Source organism: Acidithiobacillus marinus (genome assembly GCF_002847505.1).
GTDB lineage: Bacteria > Pseudomonadota > Gammaproteobacteria > Acidithiobacillales > Acidithiobacillaceae > Acidithiobacillus > Acidithiobacillus marinus.
In genome coordinates, this window is the sequence record NZ_MXAV01000033.1 from 24,265 (window position 1) to 42,149 (window position 17,885).

The window sequence follows — 17,885 nt, forward strand, 5'->3', positions numbered from 1 at the left end:
CTTTCCCGACTTACATTGTAGAGCCCAGCCCTTGTGCACTATTATGGTGCGATCGATGCATCATTATGTTCCCGTATTCACAGGGGGAGAGTAAGCTCACTCCCCAGTAAAGAGGATAGCGAACAGGCGTGCTCGGAACAGATCCCATTCTTTGAAGCGTCAGCTTGGTGTGCTTTTTGCTTTGAAAAATTTTGATGAGAGCCCCTAAAGGCGCATACCCACTTGGAGCTTGCATGGCGCAGCACAAAAACACCAAAACCTCGTTGTCAGAAAATACGGTGCTGGATGCGTTGGAGTCGGCAGTCCTGACTCTGGATGCTCGGCAACAATTGCGTTTCATGAATCCGGCCGCAGAAAATCTCCTGCGTGTCAGCCAGCATCAGGCGCGCGGACAAAGCGTGCCAGCCCTCTGCAGCATCATCGGCGAGGATCGCTTTGCGGTACTTTTTGCCGATGCGCTGGAGTTGAATGGCACGATCCTGAGGCGGGCATTGCCCTTGCAATTACATGATGGCGGCCATGCCGTGGTGGACCTGGTCGTGACTCCTCTGGCGGAAGGACAACTAATTGTAGAAATGCGGCCCATGGAATTACCGGCCCGTCATGCCGAAGAAGAAATGCAGGAACGGATTTATGCTGCGGCCCAGGAAATGCTGCGGGGGCTCGCTCATGAAATCAAAAATCCGCTGGGCGGTTTGCGAGGTGCCACCCAGCTTCTCGACCGGGAATTGCAGCGCCCGGAATTGAAGGACTACACGAGAGTAATACTTCATGAGGTGGATCGTCTGCATCATTTGGTGGATCGTCTGCAGGGTCCGCGCACCCGTCCGATTTTTGCCGAAGTCAACATTCACCAGGTGCTGGAGCATGTCCGCCGCCTTCTCCAGGCCGAATTGCCTACGGGAATCTCGCTGCGTTTTGATTATGACCTTTCTATTCCGGAAATTTACGCCGATCAGGAGCAATTAGTGCAGGTTTTCCTCAATTTGATGCGTAACGCCCAGCAAGCCCTGGACCGTCATGGCACGATTCTCATCCGTACCCGGGTGGATCGTTACGTCACCTTGCTCCATCAAAAGTTCCGTCTCGCTTTGCGGGTGGACATTATCGATAGTGGCCCAGGTATTCCGGCGGACCTGCTGCCCCGCATCTTCCTCCCGCTGGTCACCAGTCGGGCCGAAGGCATGGGCATGGGGCTGGCCATCGCCCAGGGCCTGATACGTGGACATGGAGGGGTGGTGCACTGTCACTCGCGGCCCGGCGAGACGGTATTCTCGGTGTCCCTGCCCCTCACCCAGCAACGGGAGGCCGCCCAATGAAACAGGTTTGGATTATTGACGACGATCCTTCCATTCGCTGGGTCCTCGAAAAAGCGCTGGCCCAGGCGGAAATCCCTTTCCGGAGTTTTGCCGACGCCGATAGTGCCCTGCGTGCGCTGGGTCGGGATCAACCCGATGCCATCGTCACCGATTTGCGCATGCCGGGCCTGGATGGCCTGGCTTTTCTGAAAGAAGTCCAGGCGCGTTGGCCGCGCTTGCCGGTTATTGTCATGACGGCACATTCGGATCTGGATAATGCGGTATCTGCTTTTCAAAGCGGCGCTTTCGAGTATCTGCCCAAGCCCTTTGACATGGATGAAGCCATCCATCTGGTACGACGGGCTTTGGGCAGTCAGCAGGAAGCCGCCGCCAAGAGCGTGCCGGAAGAGAGTGATCCGACAGAAATGATTGGCGAAGCGCCCGCCATGCAGGAGGTGTTTCGGGCCATCGGTCGCCTGTCGCGCTCACAAATCAACGTGCTGATTACCGGTGAATCGGGAGCCGGCAAAGAATTGGTGGCCAGCGCCCTGCATCGCCATAGTCCCCGTGCCAGAGGCCCCTTCATTGCCATCAACACCGCCGCCATTCCCGCAGAATTACTGGAATCCGAGCTGTTTGGCCATGAAAAGGGGGCCTTTACGGGCGCGGTACAAACCCGCCAGGGACGCTTTGAGCAGGCCTCTGGAGGAACCCTGTTTCTGGATGAAATCGGCGATATGCCTGCCGCCCTGCAAACCCGTTTACTCCGGGTCCTCTCCGATGGGACTTTTTATCGGGTTGGAGGACATGCTCCGTTGCGCGCCGATGTCCGGGTGCTGGCCGCTACCCACCAGAACCTGGAAGCCAAGGTCCAGGATGGGAGTTTTCGTGAAGATCTCTATCATCGTTTGAATGTCATTCATATTCATCTCCCGCCCCTGCGAGAGCGGCGGGAAGATATCCCGAGACTGGCGCGCCACTTTCTGCGTCACAGTGCCGAACAGCTCGATGTGGAGCGCAAGGTTTTGAGCCCCACGGCCGAAGCCGCCTTTATGGAATGGCACTGGCCCGGCAATGTGCGGCAGCTCGAAAACGTCTGCCGCTGGATTACCGTCATGGCGCCGACCAGTGAGGTGCAGGTGACCGATTTGCCGCCGGAAATGAGTGTGGCAGCAGCGCCTGTAGAATCCGCTGAAGCACCGGTTTATCAGGACTGGCGCCTGCAATTGGGGGCCTTGGTGCGCCAGCGCCTGGCCAGTGGGGAAGAAGCGCTGCTGGATAAAATCCAGCCCCAGTTTGAACGCTGTCTGCTGGAAGCCGCCCTGCAGCATACCCGGGGTCACAAACAGGATGCTGCCCAGAAACTCGGCTGGGGACGTAACACCTTGACCCGCAAACTGAAAGAACTGGGAATCGAAGAGCGATAAAAAGTTTCTTGCGAATCCTGGTCTTTAGACTAATTGCTTCTGAACACGCGGTTATCATGGCGTCTGGGAGCAGGATCGTGGGTTTGAGGTTTTTATGCAAGGCTTGATGATAGTCCTGGAAGTGGTGGTGGTATTGCTGCTGTTGGCGGAGGTTTTTATTCGTCTGCGTGCCCGCCGCCGACGTCTGCAGAGCCGCAATGAACAGGTGACAGCAGAAGCGCACAAGGAAATCCGCTTGCCTTCTGTCCAGGAAACGCCTGTTTCCCAGCCTGAAGTGCTTCCCGCGCAACCACACAGGGAAGCGGTTGCTGCCACTCAGGAAGCTCTGAGCATCGATGATCTCCTCAATGAAGCCAACATTTACCTCGAATATGGCCATTATGCCCAGGCGGCAACGGTATTGCGCTGGTATGTGGATCTGAATCCTCACGAAACCCGGGTCATCAATCAGCTCCTGGATACTTATCTGGCCATGGCGGATATGGACAGTTATGCGGGCTTGCTGGAAAGCTTGGGTGAAAAATCCGGCAGTGTGCCTATGGATGAAAGCTGGTGGCGCGAGCGTGTGGAGCACGGTTTGCAGCAGGACCCTGGAAATCTGGAGCTTTTGGTGTTGGCTGAAAAGGTCGGCATGACAGTGCCCATGCCTCAGGAACAGGACTCTGAGCCACCAATGACTGCAGAAATGGCTCTGGCACTTGTTGCCCGTAACCATGATCCGCATTATGGGATGGCCATTTTGTGGCGGGCCATTGTCCACGAGCCCCTGCGGCTGCCGCTTTATGCGGAATTGTTGCGGATCACGCATCAACAACATCTTCTGGAAGAATATATTAATGCATTGATTTTATTGTATCTTACTGTGGGCTATAATGCGCAGACCCTGCGGGAGAGAATGTTGCGTGCCGGTCAGGATCTCGGGCCGCACCCCCTCTGGCAGGTGCTGGCAGACTGGGATGGTAATCCCGAAACCCTGCGCCAGTTAGCGCGTTCCCGCCAACTGGAAATTCCAGATTCTTTACCCTCAGCCTGATGCCGGTGCAGGAACTCTGCTTGACAAGGTATTGTCGCCCTCACCACAATCCCCTGCGGCCGCAAGCTTGGCACCATCCGGTGTAAAGTGCCGCCAATGCCAATAAACGGGGAGCAGTATAGGATGAATCTCGAGTCAGTGAATCAGCTGGTGCGGTCGGATATGTTGGCGGTGAATCAGGTGATTCAGGAGCAACTGCGTTCCGGGGTGCCGACGATTCCTGCCATGGGCACCTACTTGATCAACGCCGGCGGCAAGCGACTGCGCCCTATCGTTCTCCTGCTGGCCGCACGCATGGGTGGAGAGCGCAGCGCGCGACCCATTCCCCTGGCCGCTGTTGTCGAATTTATCCACACCGCCACTCTCCTTCATGACGATGTGGTAGATGGCTCGGAACTGCGGCGCAACAATGCCACTGCCAATCAGTTATGGGGAAATGCCGCCGCCGTTCTGGTCGGCGATTTTCTCTATGCGCGATCCTTCGAAATGATGGTGGCTGATGGGGATATGCGGATCCTGGCGACCATGGCCGAAGCCACCAGCGTGATTGCTCAGGGAGAAGTGGCGCAGTTGGAAAATGCCCATGATCCAGACTTGAGTGTCGACGCCTATTTTTCGGTCATCGAAGCCAAAACCGCCAAACTTTTTGAAGCGGCCATGCGGATTGGGGCGCTGATCAATCATCTGGATCAGCAGGCAGAAACGGCGCTGGCAAAATATGGCTCCCTTCTGGGCATTGCTTTTCAATTGATGGATGACGCCCTGGACTATTCCACTTCCGCCGAAAAGATGGGAAAAAACCAGGGAGATGATTTGGCAGATGGAAAAGCCACCCTGCCATTTATTCATGCCATGCAACAGGCGACAGCGACTGAGCAAGCGCTTCTGCGCGATGCCTTGAGCGCCGAAAGCAAAGCCGATTTTTCGGGAGTCCTAGAAATCATTGCCAGAACAGAAGCTATTGATTACACTTTGCGCGTCGCCGAGGAAAAGGCTCAGCAGGCCATTGCTTGTTTATCCAGCTTTCCTGATGGTCCGGAAAAATCAGCCTTGGAGTTTCTGGCCGGGTTCGCCGTACAGCGCGACTATTGACGCAGTATTATCGGGGCGTGGCTCAGCCTGGTAGAGCGCCGCCTTCGGGAGGCGGATGTCGGAGGTTCGAATCCTCTCGCCCCGACCATATGAATGAAAAGGCCCGCTTTGTCGGGCCTTTTTGGTGTTTTTCACAGTATGTTCGCAAAACTGTGACTTGAATCAGGCAGGGATATTGCCGATGTTTAAATGGTTGTTGCTGGCAGGTTTCGTGGGCGTGCTGTTTTATATCTGGCGCAAAAAGCAGCGACCTGCCCGGCAGCGTCCTGAAGTGGAATCTCTGGTACGCTGTTCCCGCTGTGGCCGCTATGTATCAGCGCATAATGCCCTGCGTAGCGCTGAAGGCAACTATCGTTGTTCGGAACATGCAAGCCCATATGCGGGTCAACAAAACGCGGGAGATTCAGATTGACCATTAACAGACGTTCCTCGGGGGTGCCAAGCGTCAGCCCGGCCATTTCAATGCGAGCGGGTGTATACACCATTCTCGCCCTCGTGGTTTACGGCCTTTCCTGGTATTACAACGGCCAATTGATCCCCCTGCTTGCGGTCGAAAGTATGGTGCTGATGATTTGGGGGTTGATGGTCTGGTGGCCCTGCCTACGGGCTGGCCTGATCTGGCCAAGGGGATTTCTGCCGCTATTCATGCTGTCCTGGTTCATCTGGTTCGGGCTCACCCTTTTCTGGAGTGGATCGCCCTACAGTAGCTGGTTTTATTTCTGGGTACTGGGCTCGTTGCCACTGACCTTTATGATTGCGATCATGATTCCTGAACTGACGGCCGAACTGTTCTGGACCTGGTTCTGGCGGGGGATATTAATCAGCGCCTGGATTCTCAGTGCTATGGCGCTGTGGCAATATTATCAAGACTTGGTCACCAATATCGGGCTGGCTAATTTGCGCCCTTTTGGCCCCTTGCTGGACACCAACAGTTTTGCGGCCTGGCTGAATTTGCTGTTTTTCCCGGTGCTCGTTCTGTATTTTGTGAAAGATAGCCGTCGTCAGGTGGGCTTTTTACGAGGAGGTCTTGATCCAGAAGCTTTTTTCTATTTGTTGACCTTGACGGTTGTGTTGCTGGCTTTTTTTTCCACCAGCAGTCGTGGCGGTTTTCTGGCCTGGATCTGCACCATGCCCTTTGCTATCTGGGGATTATGGCGACTACCTGCTGCGCGACCCCGGTTTTTAGTGGTTGCCGCCTTGGTCATCATTGCTTTTTTGTTGATGGATTATGCGCACGGCTATGATCTGATCGGTCATCTTTCTCCAGGTTATATCACCAGCAATATCACTACGGTATCCCGCAAGCTGATGTGGATCGCTACCTGGCACATGTTTCTCAGTCACCCCTGGCTGGGTACCGGTATCGGCAGCTACTTTCTGAATTACCCGGCATACCGTTTGCCCGGTGAGCTGGCTTCGGCAGGCACTTACGCGCATAACGATTTTCTGGAGTATCTGGCCGAGGGCGGTTTGATCAATCTGGGGTTTTTGCTCGGTTTTGCTGGAGTGTTGATGTATGCCCTTTATCGTCTGCTGTATCGGGCGGGACAAGCGCTACAGATAGATGATGAAAAAAGACTGACGGCACTGGGTCTGGTTCTGGGCGTGTTTGCGATTACCGGCCACGCTCTGGGTAATTTCATTTTTTACAATTTGCCGCTGAGTATTCTGGCGGGACTGTTCATGGCGCGCGCTTGGCGAATTTATGGGAACACCGGAAACACGGAGCCTTTGTTACCCAAAATCGGTATCCATCATGGGTTCATCACTCAGGGGCTTTTGTTGCTGGGGGTTTGTGTCGCCTCCTGGAACCTGTTGGCAGACGCTACCACCTACGCTTTCTTGAGTGATAATGCCTGGCTGAATGGGGTGATCAATCATCCCCGGCAGCGTGCGGAATTGTTGCTAAAAGTTGCGAATACACTAACGGCAGTACGTCCTTTGGCGACTCAACCCCATGTGTATCTCGCCAATACCTATTTGACGCTGGTCGAACATGACACCCGAATGGACGCAGCCAATCGTCGTTCCTTGGTGCAGGCAGCGCTGCATCAATATCAACAAAGTCTCGTGGGTATTCCCCAGCAATCGGGAGTACTCAACTCCATCGGCACGCTCTATCTCACCCAGGGAAAATTCCTGGGGCTGGATGTCACACAAAGACAGCGGCAGACCCTTCTGGCCTGGCGCCAGGGGTTGGCCATTGACCCGGAAAGTATCAGCCTGCGGAACGAGATTGCCCAGTTGGCTTACGCAGACCAGGGCGATGTGCAAGGTGGGCTGGCATTCTTGCGTGCGGGCTTGAAACGCCCACTTTTCCCTGAACCCCGCTCAGAACTGCTGCTGGATATTGCCTTGATGCAATGGCGTGGCGATGACAAAGCCGCTGCGGAAAAAACGCTGTTGCGGATTTTGCGCGACAACCCCGGTTATCTGCCTGCGGTTTCCTGGCTGCAGGCCATACATCACCAGACTGGCCTGCACGCTACAGTGCATTGAAAGTTATAGAAAGCGCAGATATGGCATTGAGAACCCAGACATGACGACAGAATCCTCGCCGCAAAAGCGTCATCTGCCCCGCTGGCGGGCCCTGCTGATTTTGTCGGTCATTTTCCTGGGCTTTGTGCTGGTTCTGTTCCGGGACACGGACTTGCAATGGTGGCAGGATCATACCTTGCGCGATCAGGGTCGCATGCGCTACCTGCAGACGCGTCCTTTACCGGCGGATCGGGGGGTCATTTATGCCAGTAACGGCACGGCCCTCGCGGTGAATGTGCCCGCCGTGACCATTTGGACAGACCCACGCATTTTTGATCAGCATAAAAAAGACTGGGACAAGGTGGCTGCGGCCCTGCAAATGAGTCCTCGGGCGCTGGCAGAGCGCGTGCAGTCGGGTGGCTCGGGCTTTGCCTATATTCTGCGTCAAGGGGAGCCGCAAATAGGCAAGGCGCTAAAGGCACTGCATGTTCCGGGCATTTATGTGCAGGCCAGCAGCCGGACTTATTATCCTCTGGGTGCCGTGACCACCCCTTTGCTGGGTCTGGTGCATCTGGATCATCATGGCGCGGCCGGTTTGGAAATGGGCTATGACCAATGGCTGTCCGGTCATGCTGGCACCGAAAAAGTGCTGGTGGACGGGCAGGGTGAAGTGCTGCGGGTGCTAGGTGCCCGTCGTGCGCCAGTGCCCGGCCACGACTTGCATTTGACCATCAATCCCCAGATTCAGTATTGGGCTTACATGACACTGCAGGCTGCCCAAAAGCACTTTGGTGCCAGCGAAGGCTCTGCTGTGGTCATGAATGTCGAAAATGGTCAGATTCTCGCCATGGCCAGCGTGCCATCCTGCAATCCTAATTCCCGCAATGGTTGTACTAGTCCGGACGATTATGTCAATAATGCGGTGCATCAAGCCTTTGAACCCGGCTCGGTCATGAAGCCCTTTGTGGTGGCGGCGGCTCTGAAAACCGGTAGTATTCAGCCTGATCAAAGTTTCAATGTGTCCCATTGTCTGCCGGTGGGAGGGTTTTGTATTCGGGATGATGTGGTGCATCATGAATTGAATGTGGCGCATATTCTTAAATATTCCAGTGACATTGGCGCGGCCAAAATTGCCTTGCGCACCCCTGCCCAGGCGATTTATGCCATGTATCGGGCAGCGGGTTTCGGAAAGACACCGGATTTGGGCTTTGCTGGAGCAACCGCTGGTGTGTTGCCGCAACCCCAGACCTGGGACAAGGCCCGCCATGCGACCATTGCCCTGGGCTATGGGGTTTCGGTGACGACTCTGCAGCTCGCCGAAGCCTATGCGGCCATTGCCAACGGCGGATACCATGTGGAGCCGACTCTGATTGCCGGCCAGTCAGTCCACAAACAGCGCATCATGCCCGCCAATATTGCCGCCCATCTGCGCCACTGGCTGGAAGGGGTCTGTGCCGCCAATGGTACCGGTATTCTCGCCGCGATTCCCGGTTACGCGGTGGCGGGTAAAACCGGCACCGCCAATCTGGCCAACGGCAAGGACGGTTTTCAGAAAAACAAAACCAATGCCACGTTTGTCGGCTTTGCCCCGGGGTTTGCGCCGAAGCTGGTGATGGCAGTGACCATGCGCGGTAGTACCCGTTACTGGAATTTCGGGGGCGTCGAATCTGCACCGGTATTCCGGGTGACCATGCGCCATGCCCTGCAGGAGCTGAATATTTCGCCACGATGGTGTGGTGGCAAGGCCTGTGCATCCAAGGATAAAGGCATTACCGCGACCCAGGCGGAAATCTGGGCAGAAGGAGGTGGAAATTGAGCCGAACCGATAAATGGGTGGCCGGTATTCTGACCCTGGGAGTGATCGGATTACTGCTGGGCGTGCTGGCTTTTGCTGCAGTGTCGCGCATTCCTGTGGCGCACATCTATGTCAATTCGGCTGGCGCGCGATCCATTATTGTCGCCGGTCACCGGGCTAAAGCTGCGCCAGACTGGCCGGGTGCCTATCGGGTATCACCCCGTTATACCGACCCCGCTTTCTGGTCCACGGCCACCCTGTATTTTCGGCAAGGCCCGGCGGTGACCATTCCCCGTCAGGACATCAAGCTCTGGGTGTACCGTGGCTGAGTCCGGCCAGATTCCGCGCATCCTGAAAGCCCTGCTGCAAGGGGCTGTCGCTGTTGTGCTGGTGCTTCTAATAGTCCTTTTGTTGCTGGCTCTGGATGCCCTGTTGTTGATTCCGGGCCTGATGCTGGCGTATACGCTGATGGGCATTCCCTGGCACTGGCCGGGAATACTGCCCGATCCCCTCAATCCTCCGGGACCCTGGATCAGTATGGCTGTAGGCGTCATAGCTACCCTGGTTCCGGCTCTGCTGGACGGTATTGTTCTGTATTTTTTTCTGCACCGTAAAAAATCCGGCGATAAGGCATCGGCTTCCTCCTGAAACGACGGGGAGGGGAACAGCTTCAGAAGCGGAAATCCAGCCCAGCCACGCACAACAAACTCAAGAGCTTGCAATTTATTCTCAGGCGCGCCAGAATCTTTCTTGTACCATTAAGTCATTGTTCTGTTTTGATAACCGGTGTTGCCGTAAAGTTCGTGCTGGAGAGCTAATGAATATTCAGAATGAATTGAATAAGGCTACGTTTGATTCCAGATTCGCTACCTTGCCTGACGGCACGATGGTATATAAACCGGCTTTTAGTAAGACGCGCTATATTGTTCCATCATTGAAAGAAAAAGATAGAATCAAAAAATTTATTGAGCTAAAGCAAGATGTTATTTCTTCAGGTTTTGCCTTATCGTTATTTTTTGTTTTTATGAATAAGTGGTTAGGTTTTGATGTTTTTATTACAGGGTATTCATTAACGATAATTGTGCCCGTTGTGATTCAGATAATGATGCACATAAAAATGGTCAAAGGGCTAGAGCGATATACTGCAGACAATCAAGCAGTAAATGCCAACTGAATACTTTTTTGCGCAGATGATGTATGGATTTTGATCTATGTTGCTGTAATTTTTGTATAGCCATGATGCTGATTCTGTAGATTGTCTATTGATCAAGGAGGGGCTATGTGTAAAAAACAGATCAGGATCACATCACCCATTGCTGATCGTACGCAGTTTGTGCGCGCATTGCGCCTCATCGGTGGTGATTTGGATTTAAAATCAGCGGTCTCGCTTGCAATCTATCTGGATAATCACTGCAATACGGTTATAGCTGCGGGGCTAGATCACGAAGTTGCAGAGCATATAGCCAACGAGCTCCGTAGCGGAGGCACTGAAGCCCTTGTAGAGTCAAGCGTTATCGACACACCCATGCGTTGTTGCCCATCCGCTAATGAAAAGTTTTCCTGGTCATTCCCGCGCCATATCAGACGTTCTACCGCTTAATTTGTTGCTATAGTTTTTAAGGGGGTAGCCAATGAATCAATACGAGCAATTTTTGTGGGATAAAACAGGCAATAAATATCGTGTGCGGGTTAAGAAAAGGCTCCTCTCCCCCTATGGCTGTGCCTGGTCATGTTGGTCTCGGAGCATAATCCTGGATAGTGGCTACGACACACCGGACACCCATCCACAGGCCTGGCAAGCCTGCCTGTTATACAATGCCGGGCTGGCGCGGGATCGTGAGTACAACATTGCGCAATTGTTGACGGGAGTTGTAGTCATCTCTGGCATGTTGTCAATTATCTCAAGCTTTCTCTCGGCGCAAACGGTAAGTTCGGTTTCTGGTTGGGTGATGATTTCAACAATCATAACACAAATTTGGTTACAAAAGCGTGCAAAAAATCGTGCCGATCAGTATGCCTTGAATCATTGGGGCTTGGCTGACGACTATAATCATTGGAAAATTATACCAATGGTACATAGTATATTTAGAAAAGCGAGTACCTTATGACCAGACAAATAAGCGGCCCAAAAAGGAATGCTCGTGAGACTGAAAAAAGACTTCCTCGTATCTGCTCAATATCATGGTCGATATTCCTGATCGTTGCAGTTTCTGTTTCCTTGATCACCAACCCGATGTGGTGTGATTCCGCAACATCTTAACTGATATTCTTCGTTTCTTCACTTTTTTTGGCAGTGGGCAACGCAGCATGTTTTGTTGCGTATTCTCGATATGTATTTCAAATACGAAGAGGTGGGAGTGGGTTAAAAGATGGCAATAGGAAAAATCCCTCTGGCTTGAGAGACCGGCTGCTTTGAAAAGTGCGTTGTGTAAGCGAATACGCACCAAAGTCAGAGAATCGGTATCGGAGTTACATCAGCCCGCAGCCTCAGCGCTGGCTGCCGCCTTGGCTTCCAGCAATTCCCAGCGAGTGTAGGCCTGCTGCAGGGCGCTGGTCATCTGTTCTGCCTGAGCTTGTACCTCTTTCAGTTTTTCCGGATTCTGGTAGGTTTCCGGCAAAGTCAGGGTGGCTGCCAGATCCTCCTGTTCCTGTTCCAGCTTTTCAATCTGCGCCGGTAATTGCGCCAATTCCTGGGTTTCCTTGTAACTCAGGGCCGGTTTTTTGCTGTTATCGCGCTTGCTGGCATTTTTGCCCGATGAATTTTCCACTGTTTTGCTGGCGGCGCGCTGGATTTCAGTCTGCCAGCGGATCCAGTCCTCATAGCCACCGGCATTCTGGGTAAGCTGACCCTCTTCTCCGAAAGCGATGACCTGGGTGACCACATTATCCAGAAAATCCCGGTCATGAGAGACCAGAAACAGGGTGCCCGTATAATTTTGAAGGCGCTCTTCCAGAACCTCCAGGGTTTCCAGATCGAGATCATTGGTGGGTTCATCCAGGACCAGAATATTGGCAGGACGAGCAAAAAGGCGAGCCAGTAGCAGACGCGCCCGCTCCCCGCCGGACAATGCCTTGATCAAGCCCCGGGCACGACTGGGGGGGAACAGAAAATCCTGCAGATAACCCAGCACATGCCGACGTTCGCCATTGATTTCGATAAAATCATTCCCATCGGCAATAGCATCCACCACTCGACTTTCCGGATCGAGGGTGGCGCGCATCTGATCAAAATAAGCGACTTCCTGCTTGGTGCCCCGGCGAATTTTGCCCTCCTGGGGCTCCAGTTCACCCAGAATCAGACGCAGCAGCGTGGTTTTTCCGGCACCGTTGGGACCGATGATCCCGACCCGGTCGCCGCGTTCTATGCGAGTGGAAAAATTGCGGATGATGGGGCGCTGCGCATAATGGAAAGACACCTGCTCCAGTTCGGCAATCAGAGCGCCCGAACGCTCGGCGGTGCTGATCTGCAAGCTTGCCTGACCTTGCTGCTGACGGCGACTGGCGCGCTCTTCGCGCAGACTTTCCAAGCGCCGTAAACGGCCCTGATTGCGCTTGGCGCGCGCCTTCACCCCCTGGCGCAGCCAGGCCTCTTCCTCCGCCAGTTGTCCTTCAAGACGATTGTCGGCGGCCGCTTCGGCGGCCAATACTTCCGCCTTGCGAGCCTGATATTCGCCGAAACTTCCCGGAAAACTGCGTAAAATGCCGCGATCCAGCTCGACAATCCGCGTCGCCAGACGGTCCAGAAAACGCCGGTCGTGGGTGATGAATACCAGTGTCCCCCGGTAACGCAGCAGCGACTGCTCCAGAGCAAGAATGGCCGGTAAATCCAGATGATTGGTGGGTTCATCAAAAAAGAGAATATCGGGTTCGGAGACCATGGCGGCGGCAATGGCCACCCGCTTGCGCTGTCCTCCCGAAAGGGCGGAAATCACCCCCTCAGCAGGCAGACCCAGACTATCCCGCAGCGCCTCCGCCTTATAGTCGATCTGCCAGACATCATGATGATCTGCCAGGGCGTGGGCCTGGGTATCGCCCGCCTCGGCCTGCTGCAGTTGTCGCCAGGCCGGGTGTCCGGACTTAATGGCAGTGAGCAGGTCGTGTTCGGCATCCAGTTCGGGTTCCTGCGCCAGATAAGTACGACTCAGTCCCGGGGCAATCCAGAGATTCCCGCCGTCCAGCGGGTAAAGTCCCGCCAGTGCCTGCAGCAGGGTGGACTTGCCCTCACCATTACGGCCAATCAGGCCAATGCGTTCACCCGTTTCCAGATTGAGATCGGCATGGTCCAGCAAGGCACGGCCTCCCCACTCTACCTGTCCCGCTTCCAGCCGCAGAATCGCCATTGCCCCGATCTCCCTATGTACGCCTTCAGAAAGCAGATAGGGTACGGGGCGGGGTCAGGTGGTGCAAGTCGCCAGGGTTGGCTGACGGGGTTGCCAGCCAATAACCCGTCCAGTCGGGTTGGCCTAGCTCAGCAGGCGCAGGGTCAGCGGATAACGGAAAGACTCGCCGCTACTGGCCTTTACCGCAGCAATAATGCAAAAAATCAGATTAAAGAGAAATATCAAGGGAAAGATGAACAGCCCGATGAGCAAGGCGCTGAGAATGCTGGCGGCAATATAGGCCAGCAGGATGGTGATCTGGAAATTCAGGGCCTCTTTGCTCTCGGAGATGAGCCAGGCGTTTCCACCATCTTTCTTGATCAGATACACAATCAATGCCGGAATGAAACCGAATAAAATACCTCCTGCATGAGTCAATGCGATGATATTACGATCTTCCTTGCTGCTGATTGATGCCAGACTTTCTGCTTCCATAGTGACGCTCCCTGTGCGGGTGAATGAATCCATCTAACGCTTGATAGCGGCTCATACCCTTCGCATATTTTTTCATCATCATACTGATTATCAAATTAAAATGAAACAGGCGGACAAAACACGGTTGCGCTGCAGCATGACCGGCAGATAGCATTTGCCAGCGCTGCTTGTGACCCTTAGCATAAGTGCATGTCCACGATATTTAATGCAGAGCAGCGGCGTTTTCTGAAACTCCTGGGTTTGTCCATCCCCGGAGAAAGCCCCCTCCTGCCTCAGGGCGCCATCAAAGAAAAGGCCGGTGCTGTCGCTCATGCCACAGCTTCGGCCCATATTGCAGCATCAACGGTCCCCAGCGATGCTGCCCCCGCCGCTTTTGACGCCCTGCGCGCCGCTGCCAGGCAGGCACCCCGTCAGGAAAAACCGAGTGCTCCTCAGTCTTCGCCGGTGCGGGAACAAAGTGTGCCGCTCCCACCCGAAGAAGCCGAAGTCCCGCCTATCCCTGAGCCGACTGTCCCCACACCCTTGGCTGACCCGCACAGGCTGGCCCAGATAGCCGCCTCAGACTGGCGTGATCTGCAAATCATGGTCCATAACTGCCGGGCGTGTGGGCTGGGAGAAACCCGCCAGCACGCCGTATTCGGTGCGGGAAATCCCCGGGGTTCCTGGCTGTTTGTTGGCGAGGCGCCGGGGGCCGAAGAAGATCGCCGTGGTGAAGCTTTTGTGGGCCGTGGCGGACAGTTGCTGGATAACATGCTCAAGGCCATGGGCCTGACCCGCCAGCAGGATGTCTATATTGCCAACGTCCTCAAATGTCGTCCCCCCAACAATCGTGACCCTCTGGGGCCGGAAGTACAGTCCTGCCTGCCCCATTTGCAGCGTCAGATAGCGTTGCTCCAGCCCCGCATCATTGTCGCCCTGGGGCGCTTTGCCGCCCAGAGTCTGTTGCAGGTCACCACTCCCATCGGCCAACTGCGCGGCCAAACCCACCACTATCAGCAGATTCCCCTGATCGTCACCTATCACCCGGCATATCTGCTCCGCAGCCCCCTGGAAAAGCGCAAGGCCTGGGAGGATTTGCAGTTGGCATTGCGGGTGGTTGGCGAGGTGGAGTGATTTTGGTCTCAGTTCACCATCTGTTTGGCCTCCAGCCGTGGCATGTAGTTTCCCGTTTTCGGCAATGCACGCGACAAGCGCGTAATTGCAGTGTTATACGTCTTAGGAGAAGAGTGTGAGCGAAAACTGGAGCGAGGAGGAATTGCGTGCATCTGTCCGGGCATATGTCGAGATGCACCGGAAGGAGTCACGAGGTAACGCCTTTACAAAGAAAGACTACTACGAAGATCTTGCAAAACAATTCGGCCGCACCGTTAAATCGTACGAGTATCGGATGCAAAATATCTCGTATGTCTACTCCCTGCAGGGGCGCCAATGGGTATCCGGATTAAAGCCAGCACGAAATGTTGGGGCAAACGTAATCCAGGTGCTTGAAAGATTAATTTCTGAAGCTGAAGGTCAGTGGCTTGGTGCCTCCTCCGAGTTTGGTGCTATAGTTGAGAAGCTCAAAAAGGCTCCTCCCAAGACTCCACCACCAGGCAGCAAGAAACCGTCAAGTTCTCAGACTTCTGTTACTCAATTCGCCCGGGACCCAGCTGTTGTTGCCTGGGTTCTGGCTGAGGCCGCAGGTGTTTGTGAGTGCTGCAGTAATCCGGCTCCGTTCACGCGTGAAGACGGTTCGCCGTTTCTAGAGGTCCATCATGTACTCCGGCTCGCTGATGGTGGTGAGGACACAACGAACAATGCTGCAGCCTTGTGCCCAAACTGTCATCGCGAATTGCACTACGGCACTGAAAAACGTGAGCTTGCGGCTAAGCTTCGTCGCAAAATTCCGAGATTAAGTTAGGTCAGTGGAAAAGACGTATAACTCTGACGTTAGATTACATCAGACGCTATGACCATTCAGAAAGAAAGCCAGAAAACTAAACAGGCTATGGCGACTAGGCGAGAAAAACACGAGCAATGGGCCACTCATGCAACAAAAGTCGAAGAGCACTTTAGTCAGGTGGCAAAGCAGATTATGATAGCTAACAACATCATGGCAAATTCGGGCTGGCGTGGAGCCATGCCTATGCCAACAGGGCAAGCGGATACTGTTGCATACATGAATAACAAATCCTGAATGTTGACGGTAGTATTAAACTCTGTCGATGCGACGCTCAAAAAGGGCGAGGCAAATCTGTCGATCGATAAAACCTGCTGATGTCTGCGGAGTGCTCAGGTTTTCTGTCCGTTGCTTGGCTCTGCAGAGACTCGGGCTAGAGCCGTCATAAAAGTGTCATGATATAAGTTCATAAGATATAACATTCCTGTGCTAGGCACTGTATCCCCATTATTTGGGGTCGCAGGATGTAATCGACTGATGCTGTGGTATTGCTTTTGATCTGCGCGATAAACAGCGTATTCGTGGCACCCCGAACCGCGCTCCACCATTGCACACCCGCCCCAGACAGTCCAAAATCCACCCCTGATATGAGGGGGACCCATGTTTGACAATCTGACCCAGAAACTTACCCAGACTTTCAAAAACCTGCGTGGCCAGGGGCGTCTGAGTGAGGACAATATTCGTGATGCCCTGCGCGAGGTGCGCCTGGCTTTGCTGGAAGCCGATGTGGCGCTGCCGGTGGTGAAGGACTTCATCAACAAGGTGCGCGAGGCGGCTTTGGGCGAGGAGGTCATCAAGAGCCTGTCGCCGGGGCAGGTATTCATCAAGATTGTCAACGATGAGCTGGTGAAGCTCATGGGGGCTCACAACGACAAGCTGGATTTGAGCGCCCGCCCGCCGGCGGTGATTCTGCTGGCCGGTTTGCAGGGGTCGGGTAAAACCACCACCAGCGCCAAGCTCGCCCTGTGGCTGAAAGACAAGGAAAAGAAGCGGGTCATGATGGTCAGTACCGACGTCTATCGCCCGGCGGCCATGGAGCAGTTGGCCCATCTGGGTAAGGACATTGAAGTGGAGGTGTTTCCTTCCCGTCCCGACCAGCAGCCGGTGCAAATTGCCAAAGATGCGGCGGAAGCAGCCCAGCGCGGCGTGTTTGATGTGCTGATTGTCGATACCGCTGGCCGCCTCCATGTGGATGAAGCCATGATGGCCGAGGCCCAGGCGTTGACCAATGCCGTGAAGCCCGTGGAATTGCTCTTTGTGGTGGACGCCATGACCGGTCAGGATGCGGTCAACACCGCCAAGGCGTTTAATGATGCCTTGCCCCTGACCGGCGTCATTTTGACCAAGGCCGACGGTGACGCCCGGGGCGGGGCGGCCCTGTCGGTGCGCGCCATTACCGGCAAGCCCATCAAGTTCATCGGTATCGGTGAAAAAATCCGCAAGGGTCTGGAGCCTTTTTATCCTGATCGTCTGGCTTCGCGGATTTTGGGGATGGGCGACATCGTCAGTCTGGTGGAGCAGGTCCAGCAGGACGTGGATGTCGAGCAGGCTCAGAAAATGACCGACAAGCTGCGCAGCGGCAAAGGCTTTGATCTGGAAGATTTTCGCCAGCAACTGCGGCAACTGGAAAAAATGGGCGGCATGTCGAGCATCATGGACAAGTTGCCGGGCATGGGTGAACTCCCTGCCGAAGCCCAGGCGGCCATGCAGGATGGCAAACCCATGCGCCGGCTGGAAGCCATCATCAATTCCATGACCCCCGGTGAACGGCGTCATCCCGAAATCATCAAAGCCTCGCGGCGGCGGCGCATTGCGGCGGGTTCCGGCACCACGGTGACGGAGGTCAACAAGCTGCTCAAACAGTTTGAGATGATGCAGAAAATGTTCAAAAAAATGGGAAAAGGCGGGCGCGGCCTCAGCCGTTTGCTGGGGATGAATCCCAAATCGATGTTAAAGGGCGGTTTACCCTTCCGTTAGAGCTTGTTTTTGGTTACGATACGCGCCTTTCT

18 protein-coding genes and 1 tRNA gene are annotated in these 17,885 nt (G+C 54.6%); 17 read left to right on the forward strand and 2 right to left on the reverse strand.

All coding sequences use genetic code 11. The annotated features are described in order from the left end of the window. Nucleotides 1–233: 233 nt before the first annotated feature. The 13 genes from glnL to B1757_RS07475 all read left to right on the forward strand — a co-directional run bounded on the left by glnL (nucleotide 234) and on the right by B1757_RS07475 (nucleotide 11,231). The gene (gene glnL / locus B1757_RS07415) at nucleotides 234–1,319 is read left to right on the forward strand and encodes a nitrogen regulation protein NR(II) (protein ID WP_101537709.1); all 1,086 of its coding nucleotides are present in this window, start codon (nucleotides 234–236) and stop codon (nucleotides 1,317–1,319) included. Next, entirely contained in the window at nucleotides 1,316–2,725 is a 1,410-nt protein-coding gene (gene ntrC / locus B1757_RS07420) for a nitrogen regulation protein NR(I) (protein WP_101537710.1), read from the forward strand. Before glnL ends, ntrC begins: the two co-directional genes overlap by 4 nt. A gap of 94 nt (nucleotides 2,726–2,819) precedes the next feature. Continuing rightward, entirely contained in the window at nucleotides 2,820–3,758 is a 939-nt protein-coding gene (locus B1757_RS07425; RefSeq protein ID WP_101537711.1) for a tetratricopeptide repeat protein, read from the forward strand. Nucleotides 3,759–3,881: 123 nt separating this feature from the next. Next, nucleotides 3,882–4,850, forward strand: a complete 969-nt coding sequence (locus tag B1757_RS07430; protein WP_101537712.1) for a polyprenyl synthetase family protein — start codon at nucleotides 3,882–3,884, stop codon at nucleotides 4,848–4,850. Between the two features lie 11 nt (nucleotides 4,851–4,861). After that, nucleotides 4,862–4,938: transfer RNA gene (locus B1757_RS07435), tRNA-Pro, on the forward strand. 93 nt (nucleotides 4,939–5,031) lie between these two features. Then, nucleotides 5,032–5,262, forward strand: a complete 231-nt coding sequence (locus tag B1757_RS07440; RefSeq protein WP_101537713.1) for a hypothetical protein — start codon at nucleotides 5,032–5,034, stop codon at nucleotides 5,260–5,262. Continuing rightward, nucleotides 5,259–7,349, forward strand: a complete 2,091-nt coding sequence (locus tag B1757_RS07445; RefSeq protein ID WP_253253765.1) for an O-antigen ligase family protein — start codon at nucleotides 5,259–5,261, stop codon at nucleotides 7,347–7,349. Before B1757_RS07440 ends, B1757_RS07445 begins: the two co-directional genes overlap by 4 nt. A gap of 40 nt (nucleotides 7,350–7,389) precedes the next feature. Then, nucleotides 7,390–9,144: a peptidoglycan D,D-transpeptidase FtsI family protein gene (locus tag B1757_RS07450; protein ID WP_101537714.1), complete on the forward strand. Its 1,755-nt coding sequence runs from the start codon at nucleotides 7,390–7,392 to the stop codon at nucleotides 9,142–9,144. After that, nucleotides 9,141–9,452: a hypothetical protein gene (locus tag B1757_RS07455; protein WP_101537715.1), complete on the forward strand. Its 312-nt coding sequence runs from the start codon at nucleotides 9,141–9,143 to the stop codon at nucleotides 9,450–9,452. The genes B1757_RS07450 and B1757_RS07455 overlap by 4 nt, the downstream gene beginning before the upstream one ends. Further along, a complete protein-coding gene (locus tag B1757_RS07460; RefSeq protein ID WP_253253766.1) occupies nucleotides 9,445–9,771 on the forward strand; it encodes a hypothetical protein in 327 nt (108 codons plus the stop codon). Before B1757_RS07455 ends, B1757_RS07460 begins: the two co-directional genes overlap by 8 nt. Nucleotides 9,772–9,940: 169 nt before the next feature. Beyond that, a complete protein-coding gene (locus B1757_RS07465) occupies nucleotides 9,941–10,297 on the forward strand; it encodes a hypothetical protein (RefSeq protein WP_101537716.1) in 357 nt (118 codons plus the stop codon). 105 nt (nucleotides 10,298–10,402) lie between these two features. Continuing rightward, the gene (locus tag B1757_RS07470) at nucleotides 10,403–10,723 is read left to right on the forward strand and encodes a hypothetical protein (protein WP_101537717.1); all 321 of its coding nucleotides are present in this window, start codon (nucleotides 10,403–10,405) and stop codon (nucleotides 10,721–10,723) included. 31 nt (nucleotides 10,724–10,754) lie between these two features. Next, complete coding sequence (locus B1757_RS07475; protein WP_101537718.1) at nucleotides 10,755–11,231, forward strand: hypothetical protein; 477 nt, start codon at nucleotides 10,755–10,757, stop codon at nucleotides 11,229–11,231. 366 nt (nucleotides 11,232–11,597) lie between these two features. Here the strand turns inward: B1757_RS07475 and B1757_RS07480 are convergent, their stop codons facing one another. Both B1757_RS07480 and B1757_RS07485 read right to left on the reverse strand, forming a co-directional pair. Next, the gene (locus B1757_RS07480; RefSeq protein WP_101537719.1) at nucleotides 11,598–13,463 is read right to left on the reverse strand and encodes an ATP-binding cassette domain-containing protein; all 1,866 of its coding nucleotides are present in this window, start codon (nucleotides 13,461–13,463) and stop codon (nucleotides 11,598–11,600) included. Nucleotides 13,464–13,586: 123 nt separating this feature from the next. Beyond that, on the reverse strand, nucleotides 13,587–13,937 hold the full coding sequence (locus B1757_RS07485) for a DUF4870 domain-containing protein (protein ID WP_101537720.1): 351 nt from the start codon (nucleotides 13,935–13,937) through the stop codon (nucleotides 13,587–13,589). Nucleotides 13,938–14,126: 189 nt separating this feature from the next. Between B1757_RS07485 and B1757_RS07490 the strand changes: the two genes are divergently transcribed. The 4 genes from B1757_RS07490 (at nucleotide 14,127) to ffh (ending at nucleotide 17,853) form a co-directional block, all read left to right on the forward strand. Beyond that, nucleotides 14,127–15,050, forward strand: coding sequence for a uracil-DNA glycosylase (locus B1757_RS07490; RefSeq protein ID WP_101537721.1), 924 nt, complete (start codon nucleotides 14,127–14,129; stop codon nucleotides 15,048–15,050). 115 nt (nucleotides 15,051–15,165) lie between these two features. Continuing rightward, nucleotides 15,166–15,837 carry an HNH endonuclease gene (locus B1757_RS15920; RefSeq protein WP_101537722.1) on the forward strand — a complete coding sequence of 224 codons (672 nt, stop codon included), beginning with the start codon at nucleotides 15,166–15,168 and terminating at the stop codon, nucleotides 15,835–15,837. Between the two features lie 48 nt (nucleotides 15,838–15,885). Next, nucleotides 15,886–16,113, forward strand: a complete 228-nt coding sequence (locus B1757_RS07500; protein ID WP_101537723.1) for a hypothetical protein — start codon at nucleotides 15,886–15,888, stop codon at nucleotides 16,111–16,113. A 363-nt stretch (nucleotides 16,114–16,476) separates the two neighbouring features. Next, nucleotides 16,477–17,853 (forward strand): signal recognition particle protein, encoded by a 1,377-nt coding sequence (gene ffh, locus B1757_RS07505; protein ID WP_101537724.1) that lies wholly within the window; start codon nucleotides 16,477–16,479, stop codon nucleotides 17,851–17,853. Nucleotides 17,854–17,885: the final 32 nt, after the last annotated feature.